Below are 16059 nucleotides of genomic sequence, written 5' to 3'. Positions count from 1 at the left end.
CAGCGCTCAGAACGCCTACACTGCTGATAAGTTTGAACTTATAGCTCAAGGTTATAATGGGTTCAATACCGACTGAGGGTATGGAGAGAAACCCAGCCCCTGTCGTTTTTACGCAGCCAACGAGTTATACACCCTACAGCAGCCCTTTGCTAGCTTCCATAGCATCCAACCAGTGCTGGAAGCGCTTGTGCAGGCATTTATCCTGATTCGGCACGAATCGATCTTCAGTCGTTTCCCATGATGGGCTTTCCGCCAGTAACATGGCCGCACCCATAGCAGTCGCCTCGGACATACTCGGGCGAAGCACCGGACGCTGAAAAAGATCCGCCAGCTGTTGGCAAAAGGTATCTGAGCGGGAGACACCGCCAGCAACCTTGAGACAGTCGACCTGATTCTCCTGTTGACCAAACTCCATCAGGCAGCAGCGCAACAAAAAACCGATACTCTCCCGAACCGCCATCAATTTGTGGCCAGGGTCACCCTCACCGATAAAACGGGACTGAAAACCCCCTTGCCAATACGGCGCAGCCAAGCCACCTTCACCATTGAGGAAGATCAACTCTTTATTTTGCAGGGGGCGCATTGCCTCAATATCACAACCCAGTTGCTGAGCCACGGTATTTAGCGCCCTGCCCGCACCATTTACCGTTCCTTCGGCAATAAACTGCTGTTGACCAGCACCTGGCAAAACTGTTTTCAACAGTCGGTCAGGCACATCAGCTGGATTGGCAACCGGTATGCCAATAAATGCTCCGGTGCCTACGTTCACCACCGCCGTACTCTGATGATTAGCACCAAGGGCCACAAAGGCCGTATTTTGATCACCGGACACCAAACGAATGGGGATTGGCCGAGAAGCCACAGATAATGTACCCCAGTCACTGATATGGGGTTTCACTTCTGGCAGGCTATCTACTGAAAGGCCAAACTGATCTAGCAAGCCAGCATCCCAACACCTACCAGAGATGTTGTACAGCAAGGTTCTCTGCGCATTACAAGGGTCTATGGAGAACGGCCTTTCTGCCGCCAAATGATGCAGCAAAAAGCTACTGATCGACCCTATACAAAGGCGCTTCTCACGAGAAGCTTTCTGCACTGCCGTGGAGTGACGCAAACACCAGGCTATTTTACTGGCACCGAAATGGCTATTGGCAAACAGCCCGGTACGATGGCGAACGTCATTTAATGAAAGACTTACCTGCTCAAGGATGTTTGAGCCCCGGGTGTCTTGCCAGCTGATAACTGGCGTCAACGGCTCCCCTGTTGCTCGATCCCAGCAGACGATGCTCGACCGCTGCGTCACCAGGGCTGCACTTTGAATCTGTGCTGTTTCCTTTAACCCGACAATACAACTGCGCAGGGAATTGACAATTTCTAATGGGTCTTGCTCAACCCACCCCGGTTGTGGGTAGCTTGTAGAAACCGGCTGGCGACAGAGTTCAATTAAAGCGCCCTTGTCAGAAAATAGCGCTGCTCTGGAGCTCTGGCCACCTTGATCGAGGACAAGATAAATAAAGCACCCCTACACTGTGAAAAGCTAATCCAAATCAAGCTGGCCCTTCTGAGCAAAAAGGCCAAACACGCCACCGGTATGCACAAATACCAAGTCACTACCGGGAGCAAATGCGCCCTGCTCTATCTCACCAAGCAGCCCATGGAAGGCTTTGCCGGTATACACCGGATCCAACAAAATTCCTTCCAGGCGGGCAAGACGTTTAATGGTGTCGAATACTGGCTGAGTCGCTACACCATAGCCAGGGCCAATGTAATTTGCATTGACCAGTACATTGAGCTCATCCAACCAGCTATCGCCACAAAAACCATAGCGCTGCCGCCAGTCCTCAATATCTTCCTTCACTTTATTCACAAAGTACGCACTGTCATCAGACACCGCGATACCAATCACCGGTAGCTCAGCACCAATAGCATCCGCCACACCAACGGTCAGCCCCGCCTGGGTGCCGCCAGAGCCGGATGCCGAAACAATAGCAGTCGGATTAATGCCCGCAGCCTGAACGTCTTTAGCCAGCTCTTGAGCACAACTGATATAGCCCCACAGACCTATGCCATCACTGCCACCTGTAGGAATCAGCCAAGGCTTGCGCCCTTGATCTTGATAATGCTTTTGCCAGTGGGCAAACAATTGCGGCAGGTTGGGGATGTATTCCCGCGGCGGGTAATAGCTGATTTCTGCACCGAACAGTTTATCCAGCAACAGATTACCTTCTGCCTGTTCTGGAGCACCGCGCAGAATCAGGTGTACCTTCATACCCAACTGAGCACCCAGTAACGCCGTCGCACGGCAGTGGTTGGACTGCACTCCACCACAGGTAATCAAGGTATCACAGCCCTCTGCCAAGGCATGGTGAAGGGTAAACTCCAATTTGCGGACTTTGTTGCCGGTCAAGCCGCAACCGGTCATATCGTCTCGTTTCACCCAAATATTGCAGCCCACCTCAGCAGACAAGCGCGGCAAAAATTGCAACGGCGTGTTGCGCTGGGCCAGAGACAAACGTTCAGGTAGTTGCAACATTACTCACGCCGCCATTTGGTGCCTTCAGGGCCATCTTCCAGAACCACACCCGCAGCTTGCAGCTCATCGCGAATCTGGTCGGCGCGAGCAAAGTCACGGGATTTTTTGGCATCAGTGCGTTCATTGATCAGGTTTTCTATTTGTTGCTCTGACAAACTTTCATCACTGCCGCGGGACTGCTTAAACCAATTCTCTGCATCTCCTTGCAAAACGCCCAACATCGCGCCAGCAGCCAGCAGGCGACTTTTTCTGTGGGCTTTTTCAGCACCTTCCGCTTTGTTTAGTTCCCGTGCCATCTGGTGCAATTCACTAATCGCCAACGGAGTATTCAAATCGTCATGCAAAGCTGCCAGAAAAGCGCTACCGGATAAACTGGCATCCACAGCTTCCACATCCTGAGCATCACGCAACGCACCGTACAAACTATCAAGGACCTTCCAGTTACTGTCCAACATGTCCGCATTGAAGTTCACATCGGAACGATAGTGGGCAGAAAGCAGCGCAAAGCGCAGCAGTTCGCCGGGGTACTCTTTTAGCAGCTCGTTAACCATGCGGAAGTTGCCCAATGACTTGGACATCTTCTCACCGTCGATATTCACATAACCATTGTGCATCCAGTAGCGCACAAACTGCTTACCACCGTGGGAGCATTGGCTCTGGGCAATTTCGTTTTCGTGGTGAGGGAACACCAGGTCGCGGCCACCGCCGTGAATATCGATGGTGTCACCCAGGTGTTTTTCAATCATCGCCGAACATTCCAGGTGCCAGCCGGGGCGGCCACGGCCCCAGGGGCTGTCCCACCCTGGCTCGCTGTCACTGGACGGCTTCCACAGCACAAAATCGCCAGCGTATTTTTTGTACGGCGCCACTTCCACCCTGGCACCAGCCAGCATGTCCTCCAATGAACGGTTGGAGAGCTTGCCGTAATCATCCATCGACTGCACCCCAAACAATACGTGGCCTTCCGCCGCGTAAGCGTTGCCCGTGGAAATCAATCGCTCGATCATGGCGATCATTTCTGGCAGGTGCTGGGTGGCATAGGGAACAATGTCCGGTTCAAGGTTATTGAGCGCCGCCATATCCTCAAAATACGCCTGAGCGTAGCGGGCCGACAGTTCGGAAATATCCTCTCCGTTGTCTGCTGCCGCCTGCATGATTTTGTCGTCAATGTCGGTGATATTGCGAGCGTAGGTCACATCGCCGTAAAGCGACTTTAAAACCCGGTAAAGGGTGTCAAACACCACCACCGGTCGGGCATTACCAATGTGTACCCGGTTGTAAACCGTGGGGCCACAGACGTACATCTTCACCTTGCCCTCTTCCAGTGGGGTAAAGGCTTCTTTCTGGCCGCTGTGAGTGTTGTAAATTTTCAGGGTCATATCTACGTCCAACGTCAGGCTTTTACTTTTTCCAGTTATCTTTCAAACCAATGGTGCGATTAAACACCAGCTTGTCAGCGCGCTGGTTATCTTTCGTAAAGTAGCCCTCCCGTTCAAACTGGTAAGGCTGCTCTGCCACCGCCTCTGCCAAACCAGCTTCGCCCTTACAACCGGTGAGCACCTTCAGTGAATCCGGGTTGATATGATCCAGATAGTTTTTGTCACCACTGTCTGGCGCCGCTTCATTAAACAGGCGGTCGTACAGGCGCACCTCGCAATCCACACAGTTATCCGCGTCGACCCAGTGAATAACACCACGGGGGCGAATACCTTCCGGTGGGTTTTCGCCCACTGTGCCGGGCACGATAGAGCAATGCAGCTCGGTTACTTCACCTTGCTGATTGTTGATGACTTCATCGGCCTTAATCACATAGGCGCCACGCAAACGCACGTATTCGCCCAATACCAGGCGCTTGAACTTCTTGCGAGACAGGGTGGTGTCTTCACTGAAATCCGCCCGGTCGATATAAATGGCTTTACCGAATGGCAGCTGGCGCTCGCCCAATTCTGGTTTATTGGGATGCACTGGTTGGGCCATGCTCTCGGCCCCATCGACGTTGCTAAACACAACTTTGATGGGGTCCAACACACACATCGCCCGTGGGGCATTTTCGTTCAAGTCTTCGCGAATAAAAAACTCGAACTGCGCCATATCGACAATGCCGTCGGTTTTCGCCACCGCCAGGGAATCGCAAAAATTGCGAATTGCCGCTGGAGTAACACCGCGACGACGCAGGCCGGAAATGGTTGGCATGCGGGGATCATCCCAGCCATCCACATGACCTTCATCCACCAGATTCTTGAGCTTACGCTTGCTGGTCACCGTGTAGTTGATATTAAGGCGGCCAAATTCGTACTGATGAGGTTCGCTGGGCACCGGCAGGTTTTCAATAAACCAGTCGTACAGAGGTCGGTTGGCGGCAAATTCCAAGGTGCAGATGGAATGGCTGATGCCCTCGATAGCATCTTCCTGACCGTGGGCAAAATCGTAGGCTGGATAGATATTCCACTTGTCGCCGGTGCGATGGTGGCTGGCCTTGCGAATACGGTACATCACCGGATCGCGCAGGTTCATATTGGGTGACGCCATATCAATTTTGGCGCGCAACACCATACTGCCTTCGTCTTTATCACCGTTGCGCATGGCTTCCAGTAAGGCAAGGCTCTCCTCCGCCGGGCGGTCCCGATGAGGGCTGTTTTTACCCGGCTCGGTGAGGGTGCCGCGGTACTCGCGGGTCTGTTCCGCGTTCAGCTCGCACACATAGGCTTTGCCCTCGGCAATCAGGTATTTGGCCCACTCATAAAACTGGTCGAAGTAATCAGAGGCAAAACGCACCTCGCCGTTCCAATCGAAGCCCAGCCAGCGAACGTTTTCCTTGATGGCGTCAACGTACTCCTGTTCCTCTTTCTCCGGGTTGGTGTCGTCAAAGCGCAGGTTGCAAACGCCACCATACTGCTGGGCCAAACCGAAGTTCAGGCAAATGGATTTAGCATGGCCAATATGCAGGTAGCCATTGGGCTCCGGTGGAAAACGGGTAACCACCTGGCTGATTTTTCCATCAGCCAGGTCTTTCTCGATGATTTGCTGGATAAAGTTAAGAGGTTTTACGTCGTCGGACATCACGGTTCCAATTAAGAGTGCAACTATTGCTGTACTGATTACTGTGCCAAAGCGCGGGATTATACGGCAGCACCCCTACCCTGTCTCACCCGAAATTGCCTCTTTGCGCGCCAGCCCTTACCATACGCCACTTTCCACCTACTCAACCTATCATCAGGAAAGCACCATGATTACCCTGCATACCAACAAAGGCGATATTGCCATTGAACTGGACTTTGACAACGCACCCAAGTCCGCCGCCAACTTTCTGCAATACTGCAAAGACGACTTTTACGCTGGCACCGTTTTCCACCGGGTAATCAAAGGCTTTATGATCCAGGGCGGCGGCATGGATGCGGATATGAAAGAACAACCCACCCGCGACCCTATTGAGAACGAAGCAGACAACGGCCTTGCCAACGACGAAGGCACCCTGGCCATGGCCCGCACCATGGATCCTCACTCCGCCTCCAGCCAGTTCTTTATCAATGTGGCCAACAACGGCTTTCTTAACCACACCGGCAAAAACAGCCAGGGCTGGGGCTACGCAGTATTTGGCAAAGTTACTGACGGTATGGACGTCGTAAAAGACATCGAAGGCGTTCAAACCGGCAACTTTGGCTTTCATCAGGATGTACCGACCGATTCCATTGTTATCGAAAGTGTTTCCGTCTCTGACGAATACGCAGAGAAGTAATCATTTGACGTAATGTTCGGCGTCGGACGATAGCGTTGACGTCGAACGTCTAACCCCCATGACAACACTCTTTATCTCTGACCTTCACCTCGCTCCTGAGCGCCCGGAAATTACCCAGGCGTTCTATGAATTTCTGGAAAATGAGGCAAAACAGGCGGATGCTTTGTACATCCTGGGCGACCTGTTTGAATCCTGGGTGGGTGATGACGACCCATCGGAATTTTTAGCGAACATCAAATCCCGCTTGCGAGCACTGACAACCAGCGGCACTCACCTTTACTTCACTCACGGCAATCGCGACTTTATGGTGGGCAAACGCTTTGCCAAGGCCACTGGCTGCACCCTGTTGCCTGAGCATCATGTCATTGACCTGTATGGCCAACGAGTTCTGTTATTGCACGGCGATACCCTGTGCACCGACGATATCGATTACCAGAAGTTTCGCCGCAAGGTACGCAACCCTTTGGGTACGGGTTTGCTACGTTGCATTCCCCTGAAGAAACGCCTGCAGATCGCCGCCGACTGGCGCGACAAGAGCATGAATGCCAACAGCAACAAAGCCAGCAATATCATGGATGTTAATGGCGATGCAGTGGAGCGGCTATTCGCCAAATACCATGTAGACAAAATGATTCATGGTCACACTCACCGCCCCGCTCGCCATCACCACAATGGCGGCGAACGTATTGTGCTTGGGGACTGGCACCATCACGGCTGGATACTCACCGCCGATCAAAACAATCTGGAATTAAGCAGTTTTGAGATTGCACCAGAGAACTGAAGTCTATTTATAAGGTCTGTGATGCATACCTAAAGATGGACGACTCATGCGCTTTATCTACTGGCTGCTGGCCATTTCTCTCACACTACAGTTCAATATCATGGATGTTAATGGCGATGCAGTGGAGCGGCTATTCGCCAAATACCATGTAGACAAAATGATTCATGGTCACACTCACCGCCCCGCTCGCCATCACCACAATGGCGGCGAACGTATTGTGCTTGGGGACTGGCACCATCACGGCTGGATACTCACCGCCGATCAAAACAATCTGGAATTAAGCAGTTTTGAGATTGCACCAGAGAACTGAAGTCTATTTATAAGGTCTGTGATGCATACCTAAAGATGGACGACTCATGCGCTTTATCTACTGGCTGCTGGCCATTTCTCTCACACTACAGTTCAATCAGGCGCTTGCCCTGGAAATCGGCGAAATTGAAGCCCTGTTCGCTCAGAATCAGGTGGCAGAGCTGCAACTGTTGCGAAAAGACGCAAATACAAGTTCAGACACAGAAATCTACCCTTACGCCACCCTATTACTGGATTACCGACTTGCCGCTGCACTGATCCAAAACGGCGATAAAAAAGCCGCCAAAGTCATACTCAACAACGCCATCAAACAAACCAGACAAACCATAAAAACCGCACCGGAATCGCTACAGAGTGAATACCAAGTGATGCTGGGAGCTCTTTACGGCTTGAAAATTATTGTCAAACCCTTTTCTGCCATCGGTCTTAATCGCAAAGCCACCCGCGCGTTAAAAGCGTCCCAAGCTCTGGATCCAAAAAATCCCCGGGCAATGTTGATGCTGGGTGTGGCCAAATTTCAAACTCCAGCACTGTTTGGGGGGAGCAGCAAAGAAGCGCTTACTCTATTGCAGCAAGGGTTGAACGCCAGTGACGAAAACGACCCAGTCAATTGGGGTACTGTTGATCTGCACCTTTGGTTGGGTCGGGCTTTTAGTAAGCTAAAACAACCGGGAGCAGCACTGACTCACTACCAGAAAGCACTGGAGATTTCTCCGGGGAATCACTGGGTGATCGAAGCCATGAAAGGCAATGGGTTTGACGCGGAAAAGAAGTAGAGTATGGCGATTAGCGGTATTCTGCAAAAAACTCAGGCTTAACCAGTTTTCCGGCTTTACCCCGCCACAACCTGTCCTTACAAAGAATGATCAACACCCACCAAAACGCTCGCCAAACGCCGATCTGCTCAAATTTACGCGAATCGGTAATCAGGGTTTGTGTAAGCTGTACCGGGCTGGTGTGTTTTAGCAGCTGTTCGCTAAAACGAATGTCTTCCATCAGTTCTTCCGGGTAGCCGCCCACTCGTTGAAAAAGTGCCCTGCGCACAAAAATGCCCTGATCACCGTACATAATCCCAGAGCGGCGAAAACGGCTATTGTGCAACACGGAAATCAACCTCAACCCCCAGTGATTGCCAGAAAAGCGATGGCAAAAAACACCGGCATCGCTGTCACAACTGGCAATGGCTGCCAAAGCATTCGCTGGCAATGTGGTATCCGCATGGAGAAACAGCAGCCACTCACCACTGGCTTTCTGGGCCGCTGCGTTCATCTGTTGAGCACGACCAGGAGGCGCCTGAAAAACCTGTAGATTGGGCAGGAGGCCCCGAAAACCCTGTGCTTTTGCCAAGGTAGTGTCTGTACTGCCGCCGTCACAGACAATCACTTCCTGAAGATGCTGCTGCGGTAGTAACGCGCGCAAGGTAGCGGGCAGTGCCCGCTCTTCATTCAGTGTGGGAATAACCACCGAGATCATATGGCCGCCTGCAGCCATTCAGGCAAGGCATCTTTTACGCTGGTTTGGAACTTCTGTTCGCTCTCACCAAAATACTCAAATACCGTATCCAGCTCGGCAAATACTCGCTCGCTTAAATCCAAGTACTCCTGAGACAGCCTCACGACTTCACTCTGCTCCATTCCTTCAGCCGCTACCGCTTTATCCAATTCACGCAAGCCAAAGGTGTGGTGGGCCACTTCCTGGTGAACAATGATATGGCGGAGTTTTTTCAAGCCCAACCGGCGCCGTTCCATATTGCTGTCGATGGCTCGAAGCACAGTCTCCCCCATGCCTTCCAACACAATTTGAATAGCCAGCACTGACTCGGCATAGCGACCTTCTTTGATAGCCTGGCAGCAACGTCGATAAAGGCTTTCCATCGCTGGCGAATGGGTATTCTGACGATGAGCTTTGGGGGTTGCCCACAGAATGCCTGCCTGAATAGTCTGGGCATGAAAGTGTTCCTGACGGGCTTGGGAGCGCAGAAACTTGGCCACCCGGGGCTCATATTTGTGCCTGAGTTGTGCCTGCATACGAGCGCAGTCTCTGGCTACCTCTTCACCCTGTTTTAACACCTGTAGCATACGGGCGATCTGAATCGATTCATCAGGTGCAAAGTGCATGGCAGTCCCAAGCTCAGTAATTAGGTGCTATTCAGATAACAAGGATCAGTACAGGTTCCCAAGAGCTTCAGGATTAATTCAATGCCGATGCCAATAGGCTACCCGCGCAGTCACTCCCATGGTCAGCAGGATTCCACTGCAAAACAGGTAAAGACCGAGATGGGTTTCCATATCTGCCACTGCAGTCAGTTTTACGCCGACCACTAACATCGCCACCACGAACACATCCAGCATGGACCAACGACCAAAGTCGTGCATGATGTGTAACAGGCGCTTACTGCGGGGGGAAGTGGACTGCTGAGGCACCAGTAAAATAGACCACAACAACCCCATTTTGGCCAGCGGCAACAACACGCTGAACAACAGAATCAATACAAATAAAACCAGCTGACCGCCTGTAGCCAGCTCCCACAGGCCAGAGAGCACAGAAATTTGGTTATCGAAAATAAAAAACTGTTCGATGGTGGCAATGGGCATCCACAACCCCGCAATAAACAATGCGCTGGCTAGCAATAATATCAGCCGCAATAGAGAATATTCCCCGGCGCTGGCCAACTCCTCAGGCCTCCACTGGCCCGGAGTGAAAACGGAACTCGGCATCCGGGCTTTCGATCAGCTCCTGTTCTCGCTGGCGTACCAGTTCAACACGGGCATCAATACTGCCCTGCGCCACCTTTTCAGCAAGGCTCAGGTAATCTTTAAAGTGGCGGGCTTCGGACTTCAGCAATGAGTTGTAAAATTTTTCCAACTCTGGATCCAGATGCGGCGCCAATTTGGCAAAGCGCTCGCAAGAGCGAGCCTCAATAAAAGCACCAATCACCAGTGTATCCACCAACTTATCCGGTTCCTGGGTGCGCACCAGTTTGCGCAGTTCAGCGGCGTAGCGGGCCGCGGAGATTTGTGTGTAAGGCACATTGCGATCTTTCATAATGGCCAGCACCTGCTCGAAATGACGCAGTTCTTCCCGGGCCAGCTTCGACATTTTGTTCAACAGCTCAAAACTGGCCACATAGTGGCCCTTCTTGGGGGCAAACCCCTCTGCGGGTGAGCTGCCGTACTTCCAGATTAATGCCTGAGCCGACTGCGCCGCCTTGAGTTCGCAATTGGCGTGGTCAATCAACAAAATATGGGGGTTTTGCAGGGCAGCTTCGATCCAGGCATCCGGGGTTTCACAGGGCAGAAACTCCTGAAGGTGTAAAATCTCAAGCGTCATATTTCGGTTTTAGTCCTTATTGCTATAGAGGCGAATATAGCCTCTGTATTCAATTCATCTCTTCTATTCGCATACAAACAATAAGTTCTTTTCGGAAAAAAATCCCTTAAAAACAGTTGACCTTTTACTGTATACATATACAAAAGCATCACATGGTAAGCACACACTAACAAATCAACAAAGAAAGCCACAACAATCAACATATAGTGTTGTTAAGACAAAAAACACCCTATATATTGTTACCCAAGGACTTTCGAGTATCTTCCGACACCCGAAGAAAGAAAGGCCGCTGAGGTAATTAGGATTCCTACATCACCAACCTCAGCGACCTTTAAGTGCATAAGGATCACGTCTTAGAGAGGCGTGCACACACCACTGACACAACAACTTATGCGATTAGCCGAGCAATTCTGGTTGTTGATAGAAACAAAGTCAAATCCGATTTTGTGGTCAGTCGGTCTCTCTATTTAGCTTAAAAATTGGAGACCTACCATGGCTAAGACAGAAAAAGGTAAGAAAAAAGTTCACGTTCCAGCTCATACCCGAACTACTCGAGAGGGTAAGAAAAAACGGGTTAAAGAGCATTACCGATCCACTCCTAACTAATCACCAACCAAGCGGCGGGAAACCGCCGCTTTTATACCCAATTGCAGTCAGGATTATTATTGGCAGAGGCGGCAAATGACACTTACCCTACCATCATACGACTTATCAACTGGGCACATCATAACTCTCATATCTTTGCTATTGACCTTAGTAGCAACTCTAGGCTTTTTTAGGAACAACCGACAAGATAAGGAATATGATCAGAAAGAACTTGACCATGAAATGCGGCTAGCCCCAATTAAAGAACGCTTAAATAGGTTGTTATTACGCACCGATTTTTTTGGTAGCAATGTAAATGTCTCTCTCCAAGATGTTATCGATGGCAAAAAAATTGATAAGACTATAGGCGCTAGGGAACATTACCCACTAGATGCTGTATGCGTGGCTTTGGGAGAATATATTGAGACGCTCAAAGTGTATGATGAAAACATTAAGATACGTACTTCTAATATTCAGCGCAGAATTTCTCAAAAAAAATATGCTCACTCCATACTTAAAAGCGTCCAAAAGATCAACACTGATGAGTGGCGCCTTATGAACCTAGATAGAATGGCAGACATGTTACGTCAGGTGAAGCCTATATAATGTAATTGCTGTTAATTTTTTAAGTAACGTCTCACTCGCAAAATAAATACAGGACAAACACAAGCATCAGATGGCACCTTGCCTATTTCGCCATAAACTCCGCCATCGCCACCCCATGATCTGAATCCACCCTTTGCACCAGTGGTCGCTCTGCAACCGTCGCCCGCCATTCACTGTATCCTTCCAGTTGAAGCATCAGGTTTTCACCGTACACCTTTTCCGTAAGGAAGCCAGCCAGCATCGTGGTGTAGTAAGCGAAAATATCCGCAGCGGTAAAGCTGTCTCCGGCAATGTAGGGCGAAAAACGTGCCACACGCTGTATTGCAGGCAGGCCCAGCTCAAGACCTTCGCGAGCCTCCTGACTGGCGCTTTCCGTCAACTCACGGCCAAACACCACGTGCCCAAGCAATTTACGAGCAGGCAACTCTACGTAGAGTTCCATCATTTGGATCAGCTGGCGAACAACACCGGAGTCATAAGCATCCAGCGGGTAAAGAATCGGCTCTGGGTGCAAATCTTCCAGATATTCCATGATGGTAATCGTTTCACTCAAATAACCTCGGTCCACCTCGAGGAAAGGGATCTTGCCTCTTGGGCTGGCAGCTAATAATTCCGGTTCCTGGCTGGGTAAGGTTGTCACTTCCTCAAAGTCCAATCCTTTTTCCAACAGGGTCAGTTTCACCATGTTGTAGTAGTTGCTGATGGCCAGGCCGTGGAGCTTGATCATGGGTTCTATCCTCGCAGTTATCATGGGTTGTTATTGCACTGGTTGACCACGGGCCAATGGATAAATTCCTGAGACTGCTGTGTTGATTGGCAACGCAGCAAACACGCGCTACCCAAAGAGTATAGATACAATCTATATCTGCCGTACCTTTGGCTAATTACCCTGTTATCAAAAGGCAGTTTTTAGTACTATTTGCGACCACTCAGAAAATCCCCGATAGCTTGTGTATTGCGGGATAGCGAATATCCACATCACCAAGAGGAAGTCCCAGTGCTTGAAGCCTATCGCCAACATGCCGCTGAACGTGCCGCTCTCAATATTCCCGCCAAACCCCTCAGCCCGGAACAGGTTGCCGACCTGGTCGAGCTGCTGAAAAACCCTCCGGCGGGTGAAGAAGCGTTTTTGGTAGACCTGATTACCAATCGCGTTCCTCCCGGTGTTGACGAAGCCGCTTACGTAAAAGCCGGGTTCCTGTCTGCCATTGCCAAAGGCGAAGCCACTTCGCCACTGATCGACAGTGCCAAAGCGGTTGAACTGCTGGGTATGATGTTGGGTGGCTACAACATCTCTACCCTGGTGGAACTGCTAGACAGCGCCGATCTCGGTGAACTGGCCGCCACCCAACTGAAAAAGACTCTGCTGATGTTTGACGCCTTCCACGATGTGGAAGAAAAAGCCAGTAAGGGTAACGAAAACGCCAAAGCGGTGATGCAAAGCTGGGCAGACGCCGAGTGGTTTACCAGCCAGGACAAAGTACCTGAAAGCATCAAGGTTGCCATCTTTAAAGTCACCGGTGAAATCAACACCGATGACCTGTCCCCTGCCCCAGACGCCTGGAGCCGCCCGGACATTCCCCTGCACGCCCGCGCCATGTTCAAAATGACCCGCGACGGCCTGACTCCTGAAGAACACGGTGTCACCGGCCCCATGCAGCAAGTGGCCGAGGTTCAGGCCAAAGGCCACCAGGTTGCCTTTGTGGGCGACGTGGTGGGCACCGGTTCTTCCCGTAAATCCGCCACCAACTCGGTGCTGTGGTTCTTCGGTGACGAACTGCCCGGCGTACCCAACAAAAAAGGCGGCGGCATCTGCATCGGTGGCAAAGTGGCACCGATTTTCTACAACACCATGGAAGACGCCGGCGCACTGGTGTTTGAGGCACCCGTAGAAAAACTGAGCATGGGCGACGTGATCGAAATTCGCCCCTACGACGGAAAAATCCTTTCCGAAAGCGGCGAAGTACTGTCTGAGTTTGAACTCAAATCCGACGTGCTGCTGGACGAAGTACAAGCCGGCGGCCGTATCAATCTGATTATTGGCCGTGGCCTGACCGCTCGCGCCCGCGAATCTCTGGGCTTGCCGGAATCCGACCTGTTCCGCAAACCCACCGCCCCCGCCGACAGCGGCAAGGGCTTTACCCTGGCGCAAAAAATGGTGGGCAAAGCCTGTGGTGTTGAAGGCATCCGCCCAGGCACCTACTGCGAGCCGAAAATGACCACTGTGGGCTCCCAGGACACCACTGGCCCGATGACCCGTGACGAGCTGAAAGACCTGGCCTGCCTGGGTTTTTCCGCAGATCTCACCATGCAGTCGTTCTGCCACACCGCTGCCTACCCCAAGCCCGTGGATATCGACACCCAACACAGCCTGCCAGACTTTATTATGAACCGCGGCGGTGTGTCCCTGCGCCCCGGCGACGGCATTATCCACAGCTGGCTAAACCGCATGTTGCTGCCGGACACCGTAGGAACTGGCGGTGACTCCCACACCCGCTTCCCCATGGGCATTTCCTTCCCTGCTGGTTCTGGTCTGGTGGCCTTTGCCGCCGCCACAGGCGTAATGCCACTGGATATGCCGGAATCGGTACTGGTGCGCTTTAAAGGCGAAATGCAACCGGGCATTACCCTGCGCGATCTGGTGCACGCCATCCCCTATTACGCCATTCAGCAGGGCCTGCTGACGGTGGAGAAGAAAGGCAAAAAGAACTTCTTCTCCGGCCGCATTCTGGAAATTGAAGGCCTGAATGGTCTTACTGTGGAGCAGGCATTTGAACTGTCTGACGCCTCTGCAGAACGCTCTGCCGCCGGCTGTACCATTAAGCAGAACGTGGAAGAAGTGGCCGAATACCTGCGTTCCAACGTCACCCTGATGCGCTGGATGATTGCCGAAGGCTACGGCGATGTGCGCACCCTGGAACGCCGGGTTCGCAAAATGGAAGACTGGCTGGCCAACCCCAGCCTGATGGAAGCAGACGCCGACGCGGAATACGCGGCGGTGATCGAAATTGACCTCAACGAAGTTAAAGAACCCATCGTCTGCGCCCCCAACGATCCAGACGACGCCCGCCTGCTCAGCGAAGTTGCTGGCGACAAAGTGGACGAAGTGTTTATCGGCTCCTGCATGACCAATATCGGTCACTTCCGCGCTGCCGGCAAACTGCTGGAACAACATGCCGGTGGCGGTATTTCCACCCGCCTGTGGCTGTCGCCCCCTACCAAGATGGATGAGCACACCCTGATGGAAGAAGGCTACTACAACATCTTCGGCCGCTCCGGCGCCCGTATGGAAATGCCCGGCTGCTCCCTGTGTATGGGCAACCAAGCCCGAGTAGCCCCCAACAGCACGGTACTGTCCACCTCCACCCGCAACTTCCCGAACCGTTTGGGCGACGGTGCCAACGTGTACCTGACCTCAGCGGAACTGGCGGCCATCGGTGCGGTACTGGGCAAACTGCCCACCCCGGAGGAATACCTGCAATACGCCGGTGATATCGACTCCATGGCGGACGACATTTACCGCTATATGAACTTCGACCAGATTGAGTCGTTCCAGAAAGGCGCTGAAGAAGGTAAGTTGATTGCTGCGGAGCAGATTGTGGAAGTGGCGTAATACGTGAGACGAGAGATGTAAAACGTGAGACGTTAAAAGACGAAAGCCCCGGCAGGTTACTGTCGGGGCTTTTTACTTTGTCATTCTGATGTAATGATAAATTTCTTGAACTCTATTGAGTTTCTTTACACACGGACTATATTGTGAAAATCAGAATCTTCATTGAAGATAGATGTAAAAAATATTAAACACTCATCATCTGCTTTCATCTTTTCTTGAAATAAAAGCACTTCTTTCAGTGAGCGCTCCTTAGTTAATTGAAAGATCCAACTAACTTCTTCGTTTGGATCATCTCCTTCATCAAAATATGCTGATGCACCAAGCATGTATTGACGACCTTTCCAGTTTACATAGCTGTACCAACCCCAATCCTCTGCTTCAGGCACCGTTATTTCTAATTGACTCAATAACCGATCTTTTAACCAAAGGAGCAACGACTCCCCATAAATTGGATTTATCGGATTTTTTTGCTCTTTAGTAACATCAAACTTTGACGTTTCAAAACCACATGCAAAGTGCACTTCTCACTCCTTGATATTTAGACAGCCATTAATAATGGGAAGGTT

16 protein-coding genes are annotated in these 16059 nt (G+C 51.4%); 6 read left to right on the top strand and 10 right to left on the bottom strand.

Translation table 11 applies throughout. The features are described 5' to 3' along the window. Window positions 1-133: 133 nt before the first annotated feature. The 4 genes from KFE80_02135 to KFE80_02120 form a co-directional block, all read right to left on the bottom strand. Window positions 134-1303: a hypothetical protein gene (locus KFE80_02135; GenBank protein UTW45735.1), complete on the bottom strand. Its 1170-nt coding sequence runs from the start codon at window positions 1301-1303 to the stop codon at window positions 134-136. Between the two features lie 234 nt (window positions 1304-1537). Further along, complete coding sequence (locus tag KFE80_02130; GenBank protein UTW45734.1) at window positions 1538-2533, bottom strand: D-cysteine desulfhydrase family protein; 996 nt, start codon at window positions 2531-2533, stop codon at window positions 1538-1540. Beyond that, complete coding sequence (gene cysS / locus KFE80_02125; GenBank protein ID UTW45733.1) at window positions 2533-3912, bottom strand: cysteine--tRNA ligase; 1380 nt, start codon at window positions 3910-3912, stop codon at window positions 2533-2535. Before cysS ends, KFE80_02130 begins: the two co-directional genes overlap by 1 nt. Window positions 3913-3934: 22 nt before the next feature. Further along, window positions 3935-5593: a glutamine--tRNA ligase/YqeY domain fusion protein gene (locus KFE80_02120; GenBank protein ID UTW45732.1), complete on the bottom strand. Its 1659-nt coding sequence runs from the start codon at window positions 5591-5593 to the stop codon at window positions 3935-3937. A 166-nt stretch (window positions 5594-5759) separates the two neighbouring features. Between KFE80_02120 and KFE80_02115 the strand changes: the two genes are divergently transcribed. Genes KFE80_02115 through KFE80_02100 form a run of 4 tightly spaced genes read left to right on the top strand, consistent with a single transcriptional unit; the run spans window position 5760 to window position 8135 of the window. Further along, entirely contained in the window at window positions 5760-6269 is a 510-nt protein-coding gene (locus KFE80_02115) for a peptidyl-prolyl cis-trans isomerase (protein ID UTW45731.1), read from the top strand. Window positions 6270-6327: 58 nt separating this feature from the next. After that, on the top strand, window positions 6328-7050 hold the full coding sequence (locus KFE80_02110; protein ID UTW45730.1) for a UDP-2,3-diacylglucosamine diphosphatase: 723 nt from the start codon (window positions 6328-6330) through the stop codon (window positions 7048-7050). Between the two features lie 46 nt (window positions 7051-7096). Further along, complete coding sequence (locus KFE80_02105) at window positions 7097-7360, top strand: hypothetical protein (GenBank protein UTW45729.1); 264 nt, start codon at window positions 7097-7099, stop codon at window positions 7358-7360. A 46-nt stretch (window positions 7361-7406) separates the two neighbouring features. Further along, on the top strand, window positions 7407-8135 hold the full coding sequence (locus tag KFE80_02100) for a tetratricopeptide repeat protein (GenBank protein UTW45728.1): 729 nt from the start codon (window positions 7407-7409) through the stop codon (window positions 8133-8135). 10 nt (window positions 8136-8145) lie between these two features. On the opposite strand, the gene KFE80_02095 is transcribed toward KFE80_02100, so the two are convergent. The 4 genes from KFE80_02095 to KFE80_02080 all read right to left on the bottom strand — a co-directional run bounded on the left by KFE80_02095 (window position 8146) and on the right by KFE80_02080 (window position 10689). Continuing rightward, window positions 8146-8832, bottom strand: a complete 687-nt coding sequence (locus tag KFE80_02095) for a TIGR04283 family arsenosugar biosynthesis glycosyltransferase (GenBank protein UTW45727.1) — start codon at window positions 8830-8832, stop codon at window positions 8146-8148. Then, entirely contained in the window at window positions 8829-9476 is a 648-nt protein-coding gene (locus tag KFE80_02090; GenBank protein UTW45726.1) for a hypothetical protein, read from the bottom strand. Before KFE80_02090 ends, KFE80_02095 begins: the two co-directional genes overlap by 4 nt. Window positions 9477-9554: 78 nt before the next feature. Continuing rightward, on the bottom strand, window positions 9555-10076 hold the full coding sequence (locus KFE80_02085; GenBank protein ID UTW45725.1) for a paraquat-inducible protein A: 522 nt from the start codon (window positions 10074-10076) through the stop codon (window positions 9555-9557). Beyond that, a complete protein-coding gene (locus tag KFE80_02080) occupies window positions 10036-10689 on the bottom strand; it encodes a tRNA-(ms[2]io[6]A)-hydroxylase (protein UTW45724.1) in 654 nt (217 codons plus the stop codon). Before KFE80_02080 ends, KFE80_02085 begins: the two co-directional genes overlap by 41 nt. A 681-nt stretch (window positions 10690-11370) precedes the next feature. Here KFE80_02080 and KFE80_02075 point away from each other — a divergent pair. Further along, on the top strand, window positions 11371-11880 hold the full coding sequence (locus tag KFE80_02075; protein UTW45723.1) for a hypothetical protein: 510 nt from the start codon (window positions 11371-11373) through the stop codon (window positions 11878-11880). Between the two features lie 82 nt (window positions 11881-11962). Here KFE80_02075 and KFE80_02070 read toward each other — a convergent pair whose 3' ends face one another. Next, a complete protein-coding gene (locus KFE80_02070; GenBank protein ID UTW45722.1) occupies window positions 11963-12607 on the bottom strand; it encodes a glutathione S-transferase in 645 nt (214 codons plus the stop codon). 270 nt (window positions 12608-12877) lie between these two features. Between KFE80_02070 and acnB the strand changes: the two genes are divergently transcribed. Beyond that, on the top strand, window positions 12878-15493 hold the full coding sequence (gene acnB, locus KFE80_02065; GenBank protein UTW45721.1) for a bifunctional aconitate hydratase 2/2-methylisocitrate dehydratase: 2616 nt from the start codon (window positions 12878-12880) through the stop codon (window positions 15491-15493). A gap of 125 nt (window positions 15494-15618) precedes the next feature. Here the strand turns inward: acnB and KFE80_02060 are convergent, their stop codons facing one another. Next, entirely contained in the window at window positions 15619-16014 is a 396-nt protein-coding gene (locus KFE80_02060) for a hypothetical protein (GenBank protein ID UTW45720.1), read from the bottom strand. Between the last annotated feature and the right edge of the window lie 45 nt (window positions 16015-16059).

Source organism: bacterium SCSIO 12696 (genome assembly GCA_024397955.1).
Classification (GTDB): domain Bacteria; phylum Pseudomonadota; class Gammaproteobacteria; order Pseudomonadales; family Porticoccaceae; genus SCSIO-12696.
Note: the sequence above shows the minus strand (reverse complement) of the source record. Positions and strands in the feature narration are given on the sequence as shown.

Excerpts from the sequence above, each read along its gene's own strand:
- KFE80_02130 (UTW45734.1), bottom strand. The coding sequence starts at position 2,533 with ATGTTGCAACTACCTGAACGTTTGTCTCTGGCCCAGCGCAACACGCCG.
- cysS (UTW45733.1), bottom strand. The coding sequence starts at position 3,912 with ATGACCCTGAAAATTTACAACACTCACAGCGGCCAGAAAGAAGCCTTT.
- KFE80_02120 (UTW45732.1), bottom strand. The coding sequence starts at position 5,593 with ATGTCCGACGACGTAAAACCTCTTAACTTTATCCAGCAAATCATCGAG.
- KFE80_02115 (UTW45731.1), top strand. The coding sequence starts at position 5,760 with ATGATTACCCTGCATACCAACAAAGGCGATATTGCCATTGAACTGGAC.
- KFE80_02110 (UTW45730.1), top strand. The coding sequence starts at position 6,328 with ATGACAACACTCTTTATCTCTGACCTTCACCTCGCTCCTGAGCGCCCG.
- KFE80_02105 (UTW45729.1), top strand. The coding sequence starts at position 7,097 with ATGCGCTTTATCTACTGGCTGCTGGCCATTTCTCTCACACTACAGTTC.
- KFE80_02100 (UTW45728.1), top strand. The coding sequence starts at position 7,407 with ATGCGCTTTATCTACTGGCTGCTGGCCATTTCTCTCACACTACAGTTC.
- KFE80_02095 (UTW45727.1), bottom strand. The coding sequence starts at position 8,832 with ATGATCTCGGTGGTTATTCCCACACTGAATGAAGAGCGGGCACTGCCC.
- KFE80_02090 (UTW45726.1), bottom strand. The coding sequence starts at position 9,476 with ATGCACTTTGCACCTGATGAATCGATTCAGATCGCCCGTATGCTACAG.
- KFE80_02085 (UTW45725.1), bottom strand. The coding sequence starts at position 10,076 with ATGCCGAGTTCCGTTTTCACTCCGGGCCAGTGGAGGCCTGAGGAGTTG.
- KFE80_02080 (UTW45724.1), bottom strand. The coding sequence starts at position 10,689 with ATGACGCTTGAGATTTTACACCTTCAGGAGTTTCTGCCCTGTGAAACC.
- KFE80_02075 (UTW45723.1), top strand. The coding sequence starts at position 11,371 with ATGACACTTACCCTACCATCATACGACTTATCAACTGGGCACATCATA.
- KFE80_02070 (UTW45722.1), bottom strand. The coding sequence starts at position 12,607 with ATGATCAAGCTCCACGGCCTGGCCATCAGCAACTACTACAACATGGTG.